The organism is Cryobacterium cheniae, from assembly GCF_004403395.1.
GTDB lineage: Bacteria > Actinomycetota > Actinomycetes > Actinomycetales > Microbacteriaceae > Cryobacterium > Cryobacterium cheniae.
Genome location: NZ_SOGN01000029.1, coordinates 1 through 15,880, shown reverse-complemented (window position 1 = coordinate 15,880; position 15,880 = coordinate 1). Strand labels below are relative to the sequence as shown.

16 protein-coding genes and 1 pseudogene are annotated in these 15,880 nt (G+C 68.9%); 4 read left to right on the top strand and 13 right to left on the bottom strand.

Annotated features, from left to right (window positions below):
- Positions 1–236: 236 nt before the first annotated feature.
- A complete protein-coding gene (locus tag E3T23_RS05380) occupies positions 237–452 on the top strand; it encodes a hypothetical protein (protein WP_134369363.1) in 216 nt (71 codons plus the stop codon).
- A gap of 41 nt (positions 453–493) precedes the next feature.
- Here E3T23_RS05380 and E3T23_RS05375 read toward each other — a convergent pair whose 3' ends face one another.
- From E3T23_RS05375 to E3T23_RS05355, 5 genes are all read right to left on the bottom strand, one after another.
- Entirely contained in the window at positions 494–1,498 is a 1,005-nt protein-coding gene (locus E3T23_RS05375) for an acyl-CoA thioesterase (protein WP_241977626.1), read from the bottom strand.
- Between the two features lie 136 nt (positions 1,499–1,634).
- Positions 1,635–2,117 carry a heme-degrading domain-containing protein gene (locus E3T23_RS05370; RefSeq protein WP_134369362.1) on the bottom strand — a complete coding sequence of 161 codons (483 nt, stop codon included), beginning with the start codon at positions 2,115–2,117 and terminating at the stop codon, positions 1,635–1,637.
- 206 nt (positions 2,118–2,323) lie between these two features.
- A complete protein-coding gene (locus tag E3T23_RS05365) occupies positions 2,324–2,641 on the bottom strand; it encodes a P-II family nitrogen regulator (RefSeq protein ID WP_198412998.1) in 318 nt (105 codons plus the stop codon).
- A 2-nt stretch (positions 2,642–2,643) separates the two neighbouring features.
- A complete protein-coding gene (locus E3T23_RS05360) occupies positions 2,644–5,073 on the bottom strand; it encodes a DUF2309 domain-containing protein (RefSeq protein WP_134369360.1) in 2,430 nt (809 codons plus the stop codon).
- On the bottom strand, positions 5,070–6,632 hold the full coding sequence (locus E3T23_RS05355) for a proton-conducting transporter transmembrane domain-containing protein (RefSeq protein ID WP_134369359.1): 1,563 nt from the start codon (positions 6,630–6,632) through the stop codon (positions 5,070–5,072). The genes E3T23_RS05360 and E3T23_RS05355 overlap by 4 nt, the downstream gene beginning before the upstream one ends.
- A gap of 106 nt (positions 6,633–6,738) precedes the next feature.
- Between E3T23_RS05355 and E3T23_RS05350 the strand changes: the two genes are divergently transcribed.
- The 3 genes from E3T23_RS05350 to E3T23_RS05340 all read left to right on the top strand — a co-directional run bounded on the left by E3T23_RS05350 (position 6,739) and on the right by E3T23_RS05340 (position 9,517).
- Positions 6,739–7,023, top strand: a complete 285-nt coding sequence (locus E3T23_RS05350) for a helix-turn-helix transcriptional regulator (RefSeq protein ID WP_134369358.1) — start codon at positions 6,739–6,741, stop codon at positions 7,021–7,023.
- Between the two features lie 152 nt (positions 7,024–7,175).
- Positions 7,176–7,655: an arsenite efflux transporter metallochaperone ArsD gene (gene arsD / locus E3T23_RS05345; RefSeq protein WP_134369357.1), complete on the top strand. Its 480-nt coding sequence runs from the start codon at positions 7,176–7,178 to the stop codon at positions 7,653–7,655.
- Positions 7,656–7,663: 8 nt separating this feature from the next.
- Positions 7,664–9,517 (top strand): TRC40/GET3/ArsA family transport-energizing ATPase, encoded by a 1,854-nt coding sequence (locus E3T23_RS05340; RefSeq protein ID WP_277612450.1) that lies wholly within the window; start codon positions 7,664–7,666, stop codon positions 9,515–9,517.
- Positions 9,518–9,639: 122 nt separating this feature from the next.
- Here the strand turns inward: E3T23_RS05340 and E3T23_RS05335 are convergent, their stop codons facing one another.
- From E3T23_RS05335 to E3T23_RS15625, 8 genes and pseudogenes are all read right to left on the bottom strand, one after another.
- The gene (locus tag E3T23_RS05335) at positions 9,640–10,899 is read right to left on the bottom strand and encodes an MFS transporter (RefSeq protein ID WP_241977624.1); all 1,260 of its coding nucleotides are present in this window, start codon (positions 10,897–10,899) and stop codon (positions 9,640–9,642) included.
- A gap of 20 nt (positions 10,900–10,919) precedes the next feature.
- The gene (locus E3T23_RS05330) at positions 10,920–11,144 is read right to left on the bottom strand and encodes a YgaP family membrane protein (protein ID WP_134369356.1); all 225 of its coding nucleotides are present in this window, start codon (positions 11,142–11,144) and stop codon (positions 10,920–10,922) included.
- A 71-nt stretch (positions 11,145–11,215) separates the two neighbouring features.
- Positions 11,216–11,866, bottom strand: coding sequence for a class I SAM-dependent methyltransferase (locus E3T23_RS05325; RefSeq protein WP_134369355.1), 651 nt, complete (start codon positions 11,864–11,866; stop codon positions 11,216–11,218).
- Positions 11,867–12,168: 302 nt separating this feature from the next.
- Complete coding sequence (locus E3T23_RS05320) at positions 12,169–12,834, bottom strand: HAD hydrolase-like protein (RefSeq protein ID WP_241977622.1); 666 nt, start codon at positions 12,832–12,834, stop codon at positions 12,169–12,171.
- A gap of 86 nt (positions 12,835–12,920) precedes the next feature.
- Entirely contained in the window at positions 12,921–13,616 is a 696-nt protein-coding gene (nucS, locus tag E3T23_RS05315; protein ID WP_134369354.1) for an endonuclease NucS, read from the bottom strand.
- Between the two features lie 9 nt (positions 13,617–13,625).
- Positions 13,626–14,954, bottom strand: a complete 1,329-nt coding sequence (locus E3T23_RS05310) for an MFS transporter (protein WP_241977620.1) — start codon at positions 14,952–14,954, stop codon at positions 13,626–13,628.
- A gap of 82 nt (positions 14,955–15,036) precedes the next feature.
- Entirely contained in the window at positions 15,037–15,309 is a 273-nt protein-coding gene (locus E3T23_RS15630) for a metal-sulfur cluster assembly factor (protein WP_241977628.1), read from the bottom strand.
- A gap of 83 nt (positions 15,310–15,392) precedes the next feature.
- Positions 15,393–15,880: pseudogene (locus tag E3T23_RS15625) on the bottom strand (ATP-binding cassette domain-containing protein); the annotation flags it as partial.

Here is a 15,880-nt window from a genome sequence, read left to right as displayed (position 1 = left end):
ACCGTGACAAATCCCGATGTTCAACCGTGTCAATCTCGATCGCTCCACTATTGAACCTGGCTCAGCGGTGTGCCGTTCAGACCACGTTTGAGACTGAGAGAACCCTTGGCTGATACAACCGGATCCACCGTTACCCACTATGTTTCCCCGCTGCGCTGGGCGGCTCTGAAGCGCGAATTCCTGTCCCGCCGGTCCGCGCCCAGCGACGCCCCAGGCGTAGAGCGACGCTGAGCATCATGGCCGACCGTTTCGAACTCGCCGATTCCGCCGAGGCCCCTGCCAACCAGGTGTCCGTGCCCCGGTGGGCAGCGCTCAAGCATGCCTACGTCTCGCGGCTCTCCAAGAGTGAGCGTGCCGCCCTGGCCGTCACCGCTGAGCTGGCACAGAACCCCGTCAATCCCCCCAACGGCGACCCGTTCGCCGACCCCTTCGCCGATCCCGCCGACTCCTGACCGATTCTCCGCCGGGTCTCCTCGCCGGCGGGCCGGCACGGCTAGGGCCGGCGCAGGTGGTCGACGGGCATCATGGCCAGCGGCGCTCGGAGATCGACCAGATCCCGGGCGTGCTGATCCAGCCGCTTGTCCTCCGCGGTGATCAGGGCCAGCGGTTGCACCGTCTCGGCGCGCGCGTCTGACCCGATCGCCACGAAGATGCTCATGCACTGCGTCGTGAGCTGCAGGTCGTGCGGCGTGCGCGGGCTGCCGGAGCGCACCCGGATGCTGACATGCATGCTGCGCTTGCCGGTGTGAATGAGCCGGGCATCCACTTCGACGATGTGCCCGATGTGGATGGGCCGGTAGAAATGGATGCCGCCGGAGTAGACGGCAACGGCCGCCTCGGAACTCCAGGCCGCGGCCGTCGCGAAAGCGGCCTCGTCGATCCAGCGCATCACCGTGCCACCGTGGGCGTTGCCGCCCCAGTTCGCGTCGGCGGGGGCCGCCAGGAACCGGAACACCGTACGTGGCGTGGTGCCGTCATCGGTATATTCCTGTGAGCGCATTGCTGACTGGATGCGCTTGCGCGGCTCGAGCCGCGCCGTCGCGTTCTGCTGGAGCTGCCGATCCACGTCGGAGTGGGGCACCCACCGGGGCACCTCCTGCGGCCTGCCGGCGTCGTCCACGGCGACGAAGACGAGGATGCAGTGGGTCGCCGGACTGTATGCCCGGGCGCGGACATCCGTGGTCTCGACCGTGACCAGCACGTGCATGCTTGTGCGGCCGGTGTGGATGATGCGGGCGTGCACCTCGACCAGGTTGCCGGGTTCGATCGGCCGGGTGAAGTGCACGTTGCCGACGTAGGCGGTGACCGTGTCGGAGGCACTCCAACCCACCGCGCAGGCGTACGCGGCCTTGTCGATCCACTCGAGCACACTGCCGGCGGCGACGGTCGCGCCCGAGGCGGCGACGTCGGCGGGAACGGCCATGAACCGCAGGGTGATGTGGTCGTCGGGCATGCCTGCGTCGGACGGCGGGATCGAACGGCAGGGTGCGGTGGTCACGGATACTCCAACGGAAGCAGGTCGGGGGCTTCGGTCCAGACTTTCACATCCGGGCTGGTGGCGGTGCAGGTCAGTCGGGTGCGGGAGCGGGTGCGGGAGCGGGTGCGGATCGGGGTGCGGGCCGGCCGAGTGCCGGTCAGCCGTGGGTGCTGCGGTGTTCCTCGAGCACCTCGACGACGAGGTCGTGGTCCTCGCGCTGGGCCAGCCCGGAGACGCCGACGACGCCGATGAGCGAGCCCCGCACGCGCAGCGGGAAGGCGCCGCCGTGCGCGGCGTGCGTGTTCGGGTCGAGGTTCGACTCTGTGCGGAAGTCGCGGGAGTTCGCCCGGAAGCGCGTGCCCACGGCGAAGGAGGAGCTGGCGAACCGCCGCACAACCCGGAACTTATTCTCGAGCCAGGCATCGTTGTCGGCGCAGGCGCCCGATAGCGCCGCATGGAAGACGCGTTGGTCGCCGAACATGATCGACACGGCAATCGGATGCTTGCGGGCATTGCCGAGTTCGACCAGCCGCGACCCGACGGCCCAGGCGTCGCCCACGTCGAAGGAGTCGAACTGAAGGATGCGTTCCTGCTCGAGAAGCAGCGGGAGGAGCTCTGCGGCGTCGTGCGCGTCGGTCATCGCAGGCCTTTCGGGTTGAGACAGTCGGCTGAACTGAAGGTGAGCGTCTTAATCCGTGTCGGAACGCCCTTGGGCCAGTCTTCCACTCATGCTCTCCGATCGGCGGGCGGTAGTGTCACCCAGACGTCCGGCGTGGGCGAGCAGTTCGTTGCCGTGCATCGTGGCGAAGGTGATCGTTCATCCGGTGTAGGCCGTGCGTGGGCAGGTCATTGGAAGTAGTCGGGCCTGGAGACGTAAGTGTCGGAGACGAACATGACACCACTGGAGGTGCTGAGAAGTTGCTGCACGGCGTCGATCAGCTCGCCGGCGTTGTCGGGCGGGAGGACGGTGATGAGCATGGTGAGGGTGTCATATTCGTTGAAGAGTAAGGCCCCGGAGTGTTGGCCGTGGTGTCCGATTCCGGACACCCCCGACACGGACGTGTAGCCGGTGGCTCCGGCGGAGGTGATCAGTTCGCGGATTGCGGGGGCGTCGCGGGCGGGCACGACAACCTCCAGCCGGGTCATCTGGGTCAGGTTGTTCATGGTCATGTTCCTTTCAGTGCAGTAGGGGCGGTCGTCCAGCCGTACGGGGTGTAGCGGTGCCAGGGGGCTGCGGGGTCGGTGCGTGCGGTGAGGGTGATCCAGTCGTTGTCGAGCAGGTTGCGCAGCATCTGGTTGCGGGAGACGATGCGGCCTATGTTGCCCAGGGGCGCCTGGATGATGACGGTCAGGCGCATCGGTTCGTGGAACAGTTGGTCGCCGAGGCCGACGGATTGCCAGGGCAGGCCGCGGCGCAGGTCGCCCGCGTGGCCGGCGAGGACTCCGATGGTGCCAACGGCATTGTGGATGGTTTTGGTCCCGGCTCCGAGGGTGGCGGGGTTGAGGGCGGAGAAGTAGTACTGGTGGTTGATCCACTGGGCGACTATCAAGGGCGCGGTCATGATCGTTTCCAACGCGGCACCGTCCAGGTCCAACTCTGTCTGGTAGGAGTGGAGGAACACGCGCCGGTCCAGGTTGACGCCGCGTGTCATCTGACGTGGCCCGATGATCATGGCGGCGTTTCCGGCTAGCCCCAGCTCCGGATACACCTCGGCCCAGTCGTGGGCGCGCCCCTGGACCCGGGCGGGGGAGTGTGGGGATGCTCCGGGTAGGTCCTGGGCGCGTTCTCTGACCAGCATCTTTGCGGCTGTGTGCTGGGCCCGGTCGAAGGTGTCCGCTGCATCGACGTGGCTCTGCGGGATGAGGTGCTGGTCCAGGAGTGTGACGGCGTCGGTGACGGTGTTGTGCTCGGCTGCGATGAAGAAGCTGTCGGGGGGGATGTCGATTCCGCGGGCTGCCAGGAGGGGGCGTACGGCGGGGTCGTTGAAGATGGCGGCGGAGGCGCGGGCGTTGGCCGCCCCGGGGTTGCCGCCGCAGGCGCCGCAATCCAACGCTGATTGGTACAGGTTGTTCGTCGACTCGGACGCGTGGCCGGCGAGCACGACCAGAGGGGCGAACTGGGTGATGCCCATCATCCGCACCGCAGTTTCAGCCATCGCGGCCCGCTCCTCCAGTGTGAACGCGTCGGCGACTGTCACGTTGCTCGGGAGCGCGGCCGTCGCCGGGGTCAGGAATCGGTGGATTCGTGCCTGCACCGTGGGGGTGAGGGTGCGCAGCACGCTGATGGCGCCGTACAGCCAACCGGATACCTCCGCGAAGGCGAATGGTGTCACTGTGCCCGAGTCGGCACGGTGGGTAGACCGCCGGAGCGCGTCCCGGGTGCGACCGCGCATGATGTGGTCTTCAGCCTTCGCTGGGTGGGTCGGGTGTTCGGTGAGGTGGTGCCGGGCCGTCAGGAGGGCCGGCAACGAATTGATGGCTCCTCGGGCTTTGTACCGGGAGAAGCGCACGGGGACGCCGAAGAATCCGGCGAACCCGAACGTTTCCAATCCGGGGAGGACCTCGACGTGACGCCGCATTCCTTCGGACCGGGGGTCGATGCACATCACCAGTTGCAGTTGGGGACGAGGGGTGAACGGGTCGGTGTCCCTGAGGGTGTCCACCAGGGTGGCGAGGTAGTGGAGTTCATAGGCCTTCTGCCAGGTCAACGCGTGGTCGGGCACCGGATGGGTGACCAAGACCCGGCTCACTGCCGCGATGTCGTCCCGGTCTGCTCGACTGCCGCCGATGGACCGGGCGACGTGCTCGGCCCGGTGCCAGAGGGCCGACGGGGTCTCGTCGGCTCGGACGGGTCCGCGTGGCGAAGGGAGGCCGGTCAGGCCGAGGATGGCTTGGAGGGTCAATCTCACGCTCAGGTAGGAGAGCAGGTCGATGTCCCCGATCTTCTCGGCCCGCCATTTGATGTGGCTGACCCAGCCCGGCAGGTGTTGGAGCTCGGTTCGGAGGGTCTGCGTCACTGCCTCCGCCGGGACTCCGAGTTTGACCAGCGCCCACGCCAGTGCGGCGTCGGGCTCGACGGGCAGCTCGACCACCGTCCGGCGCGCCGTTCGGGGGAGTGCCGGGTCCCAGCGGGCCAGGGTTCGCCACGCCCGGTAGAAGCCGTGCCGCTTGTGGGGCATGGCCCAGAGCGGGTCCGGGTTCAGGTAGGACGACACCCAGGTGGCCAGGTACTCGTCGAGCCAAGGCGCCGGAGGTTCTGCTGCGGCGGGAGAATTCCACTGCGTGGTCTTCAGATCCAGAATCGCCACGCTCATCGCGGATACGCTTTTACCGCCGATGGTGAGTTGCCCGCCGAGTTCGGGGACACGCTCGACCAGGGCTGCTTCGAGATCGGCATCGACGATGCGGCCACGATCGGCGTCGGCGAGGAAGGAGTCCCGGGATCGGGTCAGGATTACGCCCGGAGTGGCGGCGGTCTCGAATGGGCGAGGTTCGTGGCCCGCCAGAGGATTTACGGCGATGAAGGACTCCACCGGCCAGGACGGCACAATGTCGTGTGCCGCCGTGGCCACTTGGGCGCGAAGAATCAAATTCATGACAACACTCCTGTGGTCACAGGCGGGCGGGGGGCAGCCGGCGGGCGGGGAAGGGCCGGCGGGCGGGGAAGTGTGGTCGTCACGGCCGTGGTGTACACGCGGTCACGCAGGTGCGCGAGCTGGTGCGGGTTGCGTGAGAGCAGTTGGACCGCGATGAGGCCGACGGTGGGCACGGCCAGTAGCCAGGCGGGGGCGGCGTTGATGGTGGTCTCGGGCTCCAGTGCCGCTGTGAACATCTGCAGGAGGGCCACATATCCGACTATCAGCACCACTGTCGATGCCGTGCCGGTAAGGAACGTTCGGGGTGAGAAGTTCGTGCTCAGTGCCGTGCCCAGAGCGACGCTGGCGGTCACGGCAACGAATACGAGCAGAGCGGTACTGGCCGCTGACACGGTGGGTGAGAACACCCATTCGGCTGCGGCCAGCGCCGCCAACGGCACCAGTACCGACAGGGTCACCGCTGCAGCGAGTGTGAACGGCGAGTAGATCTGTCGGGGTGGGAGGTCCCGGTCGACGGCGTGCTCGCGCACCCCCATGCCGGCCCCGAGAAAGAGGGTGGATTTGAACAGGGAGTGGGCGACCAGATGGAAGATTGCCGCCGCGAACACTCCCAAACCGCAGGCCATGATCATGAACCCCATCTGCGCCATCGTCGAGAACACCAACCTTCCCTTCACATCCGGTCGGACCAGGCGCACCGCCGACGCGTAGACCAGAGTCACGGCACCGGCCACAAACACCCCGATCATGATGGCTTGGTGCGGCGCGATGGCCGGGGCGAATCGGATCAGCAGGATCGCACCGGCGTTGACCACGCCGGCGTGCATCAGCGCGGACACCGGTGTGGGTGCCGCCAACGTGAACGGCAACCAGCCCTGGAAGGGGATCTGGCTGGAGCGAGCCAACCCCGACACCACGAGCAGCGCGGCGCAGGTCAGTTGAAGCGGCAGTGGCAACGACTGCGCGACCACCCCAAGCCGGTCCAGGGGAATATCTCCTCCGGCGGTGACCAGCAGGACGGCGACAGGAACCAGGAAGGCAGTGTCAGCGATCAGGAACCGGGTTCCGGTACGCCGGATCCCATCGCGGGCCTGCGCTAGCGGCCGATAGGTTGCCAGGAGCATAACGAGGGCCGCTCCCGCTCCGATCCAGGCCACGGTGAACAGGGCCACCGACCCGGCGCACACCATCAGCACGGTGAAACCGGTGAGCAGGTTGGCTGCGACGACGAACCAGACCTGTCGAAGATCACCCCGTAGATATCGAATCGCGAAGACCTGGATCAGTGCGCTGAGTCCCAGCACCAGCATCGACAAGATCAACGCCAAGGCATCCAGGTGCACGGAGGTGGACCCGAATGCCACCTGCTCACTCCGGTGCGGCGCGGAAACGGATGCGATAGCGACCGCGACAGTCGCGACGAACCCGAACCCGACCACGGTCGCCGCCACGCGGGCAGCCCTGTCTCCGCTCGCTCCCGACCAGCCGAAGAGCACGGCGCAGAGCCCCGCGATCCACGGCGTCAGGGTCACACCACCCACAACGAGCCAATCAGACATCAGAACCTCTCGAAGCACGACCTACAAAACAGGAAAAACATAGCACATGTTGAGTGTCGGGAATTGAGTGTAGAGAGAAGCTCGTCGGGTGGGAGATAATTGAGAGATGGCGACCTGGACGTTTTTGACCAATCACGCCCACGTGTTGTTATGCGTGGCGGACAACCCGAACGTGCGCCTACGCGACGTCGCCGTTCAGGTCGGTATCACTGAGCGAGCAGCGCAACGAATCGTCACCGAACTGGAAGAGGCGGGCTACCTGGACCGCGAACGCGAGGGTCGCCGCAACACCTACCGGCTCAACACCGCAATGCCGCTTCGGCACCCCCTGGATCGCGATCATCGCATCGGGGAACTGCTTTCGACCTTCGCCAACACTCGCAGCCAGTGATTGATCCGCGGATGTCCCGCAAACGCGTCACCCATTCGTCGGCGCCGAACCGGAGTTGGTCCCCGCAATATCGATAACCATCGATATGCTGGGAGGACCGTCATCACGGACAAGTCGTCCCCACTGGATGCCGGCCTAGGAGATGGTCACCCATGGCACACATCGAGATTTTCGAACCGGGACTCTGCTGCGGCACGGGCATCTGCGGAGTCGACGTCGACCAGGCGCTCGTCTCCTTCTCCGCCGACCTCGATTTCACCCGCGCGAACGGCGGCGACGTCGCACGGTTCAACCTGGCCCAGGAGCCGCTCGCCTTCGTGGAGAACGAGGTGGCCCGCCGGTTCCTGCACACCGTCGGCCAGGAGGGCCTGCCGGTCACGCTCGTGGGCGGAGCCACCGTGCTCACCGGCCGCTACCCCACCCGTGCCGAGCTCGTGAGCTGGACCGGCTTGGCGCCTGCCGACACCGCCGCTGACACCGCATCCGACTCCGGAGCGGCCAGTCACCTCGCCGCCGTGCAGCCCGAGGGCTCGGTTCGGCTGCTCGCCATGGCGTCGGCCACACCGGCTGAGGGTGCGGGTGCGGAGGCCAGTGCCGAGGCCGGCTGCTGCGGCACCGGCGGCTGCTGCTAGGGCCGATCGTGACGACCCTGCGCTTCCTCGCCGACGCCCCGCGCTTCCTCTTCTTCACCGGCAAGGGCGGGGTCGGCAAGACCTCCATCGCCTGTGCGAGCGCGGTGCGCCTGGCGGAGGCCGGGGCATCCGTGCTGCTGGTCAGCACCGACCCGGCCTCCAATGTGGGCCAGGTATTCGGGGTGAGCATCGGTAACACGGTCACCCGGATCGAGGCGGTGCCCGGCCTGTCGGCCCTCGAGATCGACCCCGAGCAGGCGGCCGAGCAGTACCGCGAACGCATCGTCGGCCCGGTGCGCGGACTGCTGCCGGCCGCCGAGGTGGCGTCGATCGAGGAGCAGCTCTCGGGTGCCTGCACCACCGAGATCGCCTCCTTCAACGAGTTCACCGACCTGTTGACGGATGCCGCGTGGACGGCCGCGTACGACCACATCCTCTTCGACACGGCCCCCACCGGGCACACCATCCGCCTGTTGCAGTTGCCCGGGTCGTGGACCGACTTCCTCACCGAGGGCACGGGCGACGCGTCCTGCCTCGGGCCGCTCTCCGGCCTCGAGAAGCAGCGCGCCGTCTACGCCGACGCCGTGGCCGCGCTCGCCGACCCCGACCGCACGCGGCTGGTGCTCGTGGCGCGCGCCCAGGCCTCCACCCTGCGGGAAGCCGCGCGCACCCAGGCCGAACTGGCCGCCATCGGCATGGAGCGGCAGCACCTGGTGGTCAACGGCATCCTGCCGGCCGGCCCGCACGCGAACGCGGATACGCATACGGACACGGACGCGGACACGGACGCGGGTTCGGGCACCCCTGCCGACGGCGCGGCCGACCCGCTCTTCACGGCCATCCGGGCGCGCGAACAGCTGGCGCTCGCCGAGATGCCCGAGGGCCTGCGCGCCGCGCCCACCGACTACGTGGAGCTGAAGAGCGCCAACATGGTGGGCCTGGCGGCTCTCCGCAGCCTGCTCGAGCCCGAGGCCGTTCCGGCGCCGGCCGCCGTCGTCGACACGGCCGTGCCGGGGGCCCCGCTCTCGGCCCTGATCGACGAGATCGAGGCCGGCGGCCACGGACTGGTGATGCTGATGGGCAAGGGCGGCGTGGGCAAGACCACGCTCGCGGCGGTGATCGCCGTGAGCCTCGCCGAGCGCGGGCTGCCCGTGCACCTCACCACGACCGATCCGGCCGCGCACCTCGACGACACTCTGGTCGGCGCCCTGCCGAACCTGACCGTGTCCCGGATCGACCCGGCCGTCGAAATCGCGAACTACACCGAGCGGGTCATGCGCACGAAGGGCGCGCACCTCGACGCGCAGGGCCAGGCCATGCTCCGAGAGGACCTGCGCTCGCCGTGCACCGAGGAGATCGCCGTGTTCCAGGCCTTCTCCCGTGTGAGCCGGGAGGCGAAGAACACCTTCGTCGTGATGGACACCGCTCCCACGGGGCACACCCTGCTGCTGCTGGATGCGACCGGGTCGTACCACCGCGAGGTCACCCGGCAACTGGGTGACGGCATCCGTCTGACGACGCCGATGATGCGGCTGCAGGACCCGGAGCAGACGAAGGTGATCCTGGTCACCCTCGCCGAGACCACGCCCGTGCTCGAGGCCGCGGAGCTGCAGGCCGACCTGGAGCGTGCCGGCATCACGCCGTGGGCGTGGATCGTGAACAACTCGATCGCCGCGGCGGCGCCGACCAGCCCGCTGCTGCTCGCGCGGGCCCGGAACGAGCTTCCCGAGCTCGAGCATGTGCACGCCAAGCGCGCGCCGCGGCTCGCGGTGGTGCCGCTGTTGGCGGACGAGCCGGTCGGCATCCCCGCGCTGCTCGCTCTGGCCGCGGGGACGCAGCCCGCGCCGGCATCCGTTCGCTAGGCGCACCCGAGTCCTCGCCGAGCCGTGAGTTCGGCCCCACTTTTTCGCCCGAACAGGGGCGAAAGTCACGGCTCGGCGGGGCTGGCCCGAGCGGAACGGCCGGCTAGCGCACGAACGGCCGGCTAGCGCACGAACGGCCGGGCCGCGGTGCCGCGCATGACCGACCAGACGACGATGACGACCGCCAGCACCATGGTGACCAGGCCGAGCCCGGAGTAGCCGACGGCGCTCAGCACCAGGCCGGCCAGGGCGCCGCCGAGGGCGCCGGCCCCGTTCATCGACAGGTCGGAGAAGCCCTGCAGGGCGGCGCGGTCGTGCACGTCGACGGCCTCGGCGATCAGCGCCGAACCGGCGACGACGGATGCCGACCAGCCCAGTCCGAGCAGGATCAGCCCCACGGTCATGGCGGTCTGTGACTCGCCGGCCAGCCAGAAGATGGCCAGCGAGGCCAGCAGCAGGGCCTGGCCGAGGAGGATGACGGGCATCCGTCCCAGGCGGTCGGCCAGGGCGCCGAAGACGGGCGACAGCGCGTACATGCCGGCGACGTGGAGGCTGATGGTCAGCCCCACCAGTGTCAGGGTGGCGCCGTGGTCGCGCAGGTGCACCGGGGCCATCGACATCAGGGCGACCATGGTTGCGTGGCTGAAGGCGATCACGGCCACCGCGAAGCGGGCCTGCGGGTTGGCGCGCACGATGGCCAGGCCGCCCCGGCGCGTACCGCCGAAGGGGTCCACCTCGCGCGCGGCGAGGGCGGTGAGCAGTGGGTCTGGCCGGAGTCCGACCGTGTAGACGACGGCCGCCCCGACCGTGGCGATCAGGGAGAATGCGAAGGCTCCGGTCAGCGGCGGCAGGCCGAGGGCTGTCCCCACGACCTCACCGGGGCCGAACAGGTTCGGGCCGAGCACGGCACCGATGGTCGTCGACCAGACCACGATGGACAGGTCGCGGGCCCGGAATTGTGTGCTGGCGAGGTCGGTGGCGGCAAAACGGGCCTGCAGGTTCGTGGCCGATCCGGCACCCAGGAGCATCAGGGCCAGCAGGAGCAGCGGGAAGGTGTCGACGGCGACCGAGGTGATGGCGAGAACGGCGCCGGAGCCGGCGATGAGCGATCCGGTAGCGAGGGAGCGGCTGCGCCCCCGGCGCTGGGCCAGGCGGGCCAGGGGCACCGCCACGAGGGCGGCGCCCAGGGTGCTCATGGTTGCGGCCATGCCCGACCAGGCGCTCGAGCCGGACAGCTGCGCGGCCAGCAGCGCGCCCAGGGAGAGCGTGGCGCCCATGCCGATGCCACCGAGTATCTGGCCGACGATGAGCACCCGCACCACTGCACGCTGCAGCGGCGTATGGTCGGTGGGCACGGACCCGGGGCCGGCGTCCGGCGTCACGGGTGCCGGCGCATCCGGGGTCAGGATGTGAAGGTCTTACGGAACGCGGAACCCTTGAGGGGCTTGCCGACGAGGGGAGCGAGCAGGCAGAAGTCGAAGGTGCCGGCGGCGATGAACACGGCCCCGAGGGCGGCCAGGAGCAGCCACCAGCCGCCGAGGATAACGGCCAGGACAACCAGGATGACCCCGGCAATGACGCGGACCCAGCGGCCGGCGGTCGAACCGAGGAACTGAATGATAGCCATCAGAAACTCCTTCTCTTGAGTGGGTCCATTATGCCCCGGGGGGTACAAGTCGAAAGGCGCGCAGGTCGAGCTCAGGCCTCGACGACGAGCAGGGTGTCGAGGGCGAAGGTGGCGCCGCCGTCGCCGGGGGCCTCCGGGTCGGTGGCGAGGTCGCGACGGATGGTCTCGCACCGCACCACCCGGGAGGCGCCGAGGTTCGCGGGGTCGACGCTCGAGCGCAGCAAAACCGGCGTGTAGAGGATGTCCCGGTTCGTCGGCCCCGGAGCCCCGGTCTCGAGGTTGGCCCGGTCGTGCCCGAGCACGACCAGGTGCCCACCGGGGGAGAGCCAGGCCGCGGCGCGCGCCAGAACGACCCGCAGCGCGGACTCCGGCAGGTGCAGGTACATCACGGTGACCAGGTCGAACGTCTCGCCCGCCGGATCCCAGGTCGTGGCATCGCCGACCTGCCAGTCGACGGCCACGCCCGCCGCCGCGGCATGCTTGACGGCCTCGCCGATGGCCTCGACGGAGAAGTCGACGGCCGTGACCGTCCAGCCGTGCCCGGCCAGCCAGATCGCGTTGCGGCCGTCGCCGGTGGCCAGGTCCAGGGCGCGGCCGGGTGTGAACGGGCTCACGGTGTCCTGCACGATCTGCGCCGGCACGGCCGACCACAGGCGTCCGGCCTGGCCGGCCTGCGCCTCACGGGCGAGGCGGTAGCGGGTGTCCCAGTCGGTGGCGTCCATGGGGTGTCCTCTCGGCGGACATCCGTCGGTGTGAACGGATGCTGCGGAAAGGCCAGTTTCGCACGGAAGCGGCCCCTCAGCGGGAGAGCAGTGCGCCCGGCGAGAGTGGGTGCGCCCACCGGGTGCAGCACGGACCCGCCGAGCTCGCGGGACCCGCTCACGGAACCGTTCGGCAAACCCGGCCGAGTTGCGGAAAAAGCACCCTCGTCGTCGAAACGAAGGTGCTTTTTCCGCAATTGGACGCAAGTGGACGCGGGCGGAAGCGGGCGGAAGCGGGCGAGCCAAGCGGAGGAACGTGGAGGTCAGCCGAGCAGCAAACGGGCGAGCTGGTCGACGGAATAGACGGTCGCGGTCGCGCCGACGGCTTCGGTCGGGGATCCGTAGCCCCACTCCACGAGGATGGTCGGGACGCCGTGCGCGGCGGCGCCTTCGGCGTCGTACCGGCGGTCGCCGACCATGACGGGGGCCGCGACGTCGGCCCCGACGGCGCCGAGTCGTGCGAGCGCCTCGGCCACGATGTCGGCCTTGGAGCTGCGGGTCTCCAAATCGGAGGAGCCCACCATCGCCGTGAAGTACTTCGCCAAATCGAAGTGCTCGAGCACGGCGGTCGCGTGGTGCTCCGGCTTGCTGGTGGCGAGGGCCATCGGGATCTTCGCCTCGTGGAGGCGCTCGAGCAACCCGGCGACGCCCGGGTACACGGCGGTGTCCAGCATCCGTTCCTGGTAATCGGCTCGGTACACGGCGAGAGCCTCGACGGCCTCCTCGGGGGTCATCCCGGCGTACTCGCTGAACGCGGCCAGCAGGGGCGGGCCCACGTAGGCCGTGAGTTCCGCGTCGGCGGGAACCGGGCGGCCCAGCACGGCGAAAGTGCGGGCGAGTGAGTTGGTTATGGCCGGGGCGGAATCGGTGATCGTTCCGTCAAGGTCAAAAAGGATGGCACTCCAGGTGCGAGTCAATGTCGAAATCACAGGCTAATACTAGGGGGCCGCCGGCGAACTCCCGCATAAATCTCAAGAAGGTGAGAATAATGCGCTTTCGCGCGGGGCGCCAGTCCCTAAAAGAGTTTCGACTGGGTGTCGTCGAGTCCGCGCATGGCGTCGTAGTCCAGAACGAGGCATCGGATGCCGCGGTCCTCGGCCAGGGTGCGTGCCTGCGGCTTGATGATCTGCGCCGCGAAAACCCCGAGCACCGGGGCAAGATGCGGGTCGCGGTTCATGAGGTCGAGGTAGCGGGTGAGCTGCTCCACACCGTCGATGTCGCCGCGCCGTTTCAGCTCCACCGCGACGGATCCGCCCGCGGAATCTCGCGCCAGGATGTCGACCGGGCCGATCGCCGTCATATACTCCCGACGCACGAGGGTGTGGCCGTCGCCGAGCAGGTGGATGTGCTCGGCCAGCAGCTTCTGCAGGTGTGCCTCGACACCGTCCTTGATCAGCCCGGGGTCGATGCCGAGCTCGTGGGCGGAGTCGTGCAGCACCTCGTAGATGCTGACGATGAGCTGGTCGGCGGTCTTGGCGTGGGTGACCGTCCAGACGGCCGTGACGCCGGCATCCGTCTGGTCGTCGTCGGGGTCGGACAGGGCGAGGCTGCACGGCGGGCTCATCCAGTTGAGCGGCTTGTACGAGCCGCCGTCGGAGTGCACCAGCACGCTGCCGTCCGACTTGATCATGAGCAGGCGGGTGGCCAGCGGCAGATGCGCGCTGAGTCTCCCGGCGTAGTCGACGGAACATTTCGCAATCACAAGGCGCACCGTTCGAGCCTAGCCGCGTGGGGCGGGAACGGGCGCCGAATAGGTGCGCTCGCGTGCGGCGGGCGCGGCGAGGCCGGCCAGCACCATCAGCGCCAGGATCAGGAACAGGGCGTTCAGGATGCCCCAGGCCTCGCCGAGCAGGCCGAGCGCGGGCGGGCCCACGAGGAAGGCGAAGTAGCCGATCATGGCGACGGCGCTCACCCGGGCCGCGGCGTTCTTCGTGTCGTCGGCGGCGGCCGACATGCCCACCGGGAAGCCGAGCGAGGCGCCGAGGCCCCAGAGGACCGTGCCGGTGTAGAGCAGCCATGCGTTCGGCGCCAGGATGAACAGGGCCAGGCCGAGGATGCCGAGCAGCGCGCAGGTGCGCAGCACCGGCACCCGGCCGAACCGGTCGAGGATCGGTCCGCCGAACACCCGGCCGACGGTCATCGCCGCCACGAAGACGCCGAAGACGATGGCGCCCTCCGTGTTGCTCAGTCCGTGCCCGTCGACGGCGGCCAGGGCCAGCCAGTCGTTGGCCGAGCCCTCGGCGAAGGTCATGCCCAGCACGATCGTGCCGATCAGCAGGATCCTCGTATCGCCCCAGACGGACAGGCCGGCGCGCAGACGCTCCCGCCAGGGCGGTGCGGCGGGCGGGACGGCCTGGACCGAGCCCGACGCGACTCCCGATGTTTCGCCCGCCGCGTCCCCCGACTCCGACACCGGCGCCGGCTCGTCGCCGAGCTCAGCGCACTCCGGGATGTACCGCACGCCGACGACGGCCGTGGCGAGCACCAGCAGGGCGACCCCGGCCAGGTGCCAGAACACCGGCAACGAGACGAAGGATGCGCCCGCGCCGGCCAGGGCGCCGACAACGGTGCCGAGGCTGAAGCAGGCGTGCATCAGCGGCATCAGCGTTTTGCCGATCGCACGCTCGGCCGCCGCGCCCTCGACGTTCATCATGACGTCGACGGAACCCATCCCGAGGCCGACCAGGGCCAGCCCGGCGAAGACCAACCCGGCGGATGGCAGCAGGCTCGTGCCGACCCCGGCCGTGATCAGGCCGAGCGAGGAGATCGCGACACCGAGCACCAGGGCGCGCCGGGCGCCGAGACGCGCGAGCAGCCCGACCGCCGCCACCAGGCCGAGCACCGATCCGGCCGAGAGACCGAAGATGACGATTCCTACTTGCGCCGTCGAGAGCTCGAGGCCGTCCCGCACTGCCGGGATGCGGGACATCCAGGTGGCCAGAGCGAGGCCGGAGATGAAGAAGATCGCGAAGACGGCGTTCCGCCAGGCAGGCAGTCCCGGCCGGGCGGCCGGGGCGGCGGTTCCGAGGTTTCGGGTGGTGTGGGTCACACACTCCAAGTTATCCGAAACGCCCTGGGCCGAACGCCGCGGGCCTGGTTGATCGCAGCCTGCGCCCACCGGGTTCACTCGCCTAGATGGTGAATCCCAGGGCGCTCATCATCTCCCGGCCGTCGGCGGTGATCTTCTCGATGCCCCACGGCGGCATCCAGACCCAGTTGATGCGGAACGCGTCGACGACGCCGTCCAGGGCGAGGCCGGTCTGCTCCTCGAGCACGTCGGTCAGCGGGCAGCCGGCCGAGGTGAGGGTCATGTGGATGATCAGGGCGTCGTTCTCATCGTCCCAGCCCAGGTCGTAGATCAGCCCGAGGTCGACGATGTTGATGCCGAGTTCCGGGTCGATCACATCCTTGAGGGCCTCGTGCACGGCTTCGAACCGTGTCGCGCCCAGGGTCGATTCCGTCGATTCCACGGCGCTCGTCGCCGGGGTCAACCGGCCACCGCGGAGCTCTGGTAGCGATCGTAGCCTTCGTCTTCGAGGNAGGCGGTCGGCGAGCTCGGGGCCGCCCTGCTCGGCGATGCGGCCGTCGACGAACACGTGCACGAAGTCCGGCTTGATGTAGCGCAGGATGCGCGTGTAGTGCGTGATCAGGACGAGGCCCAGGCCGGTGTTCTCCTTGGCCCGGTTCACGCCCTCCGACACGACTTTGAGCGCGTCGACGTCGAGGCCGGAGTCGGTCTCGTCGAGAATGGCGAACCGGGGCTTCAGTAGTTCGAGCTGCAGGATCTCGTTGCGCTTCTTCTCGCCGCCGGAGAAGCCCTCGTTCACGTTGCGCTCGGCGAAGGACTTGTCCATCCGGAGCTGCTTCATCGACTCGCGCACGTCCTTGATCCAGGTCCGGATGGGCGGCGCCGTGCCGTCGACGGCGGTCTTCGCGGTGCGCAGGAAGTTCGTCACGGTCACGCCGGGGATCTCG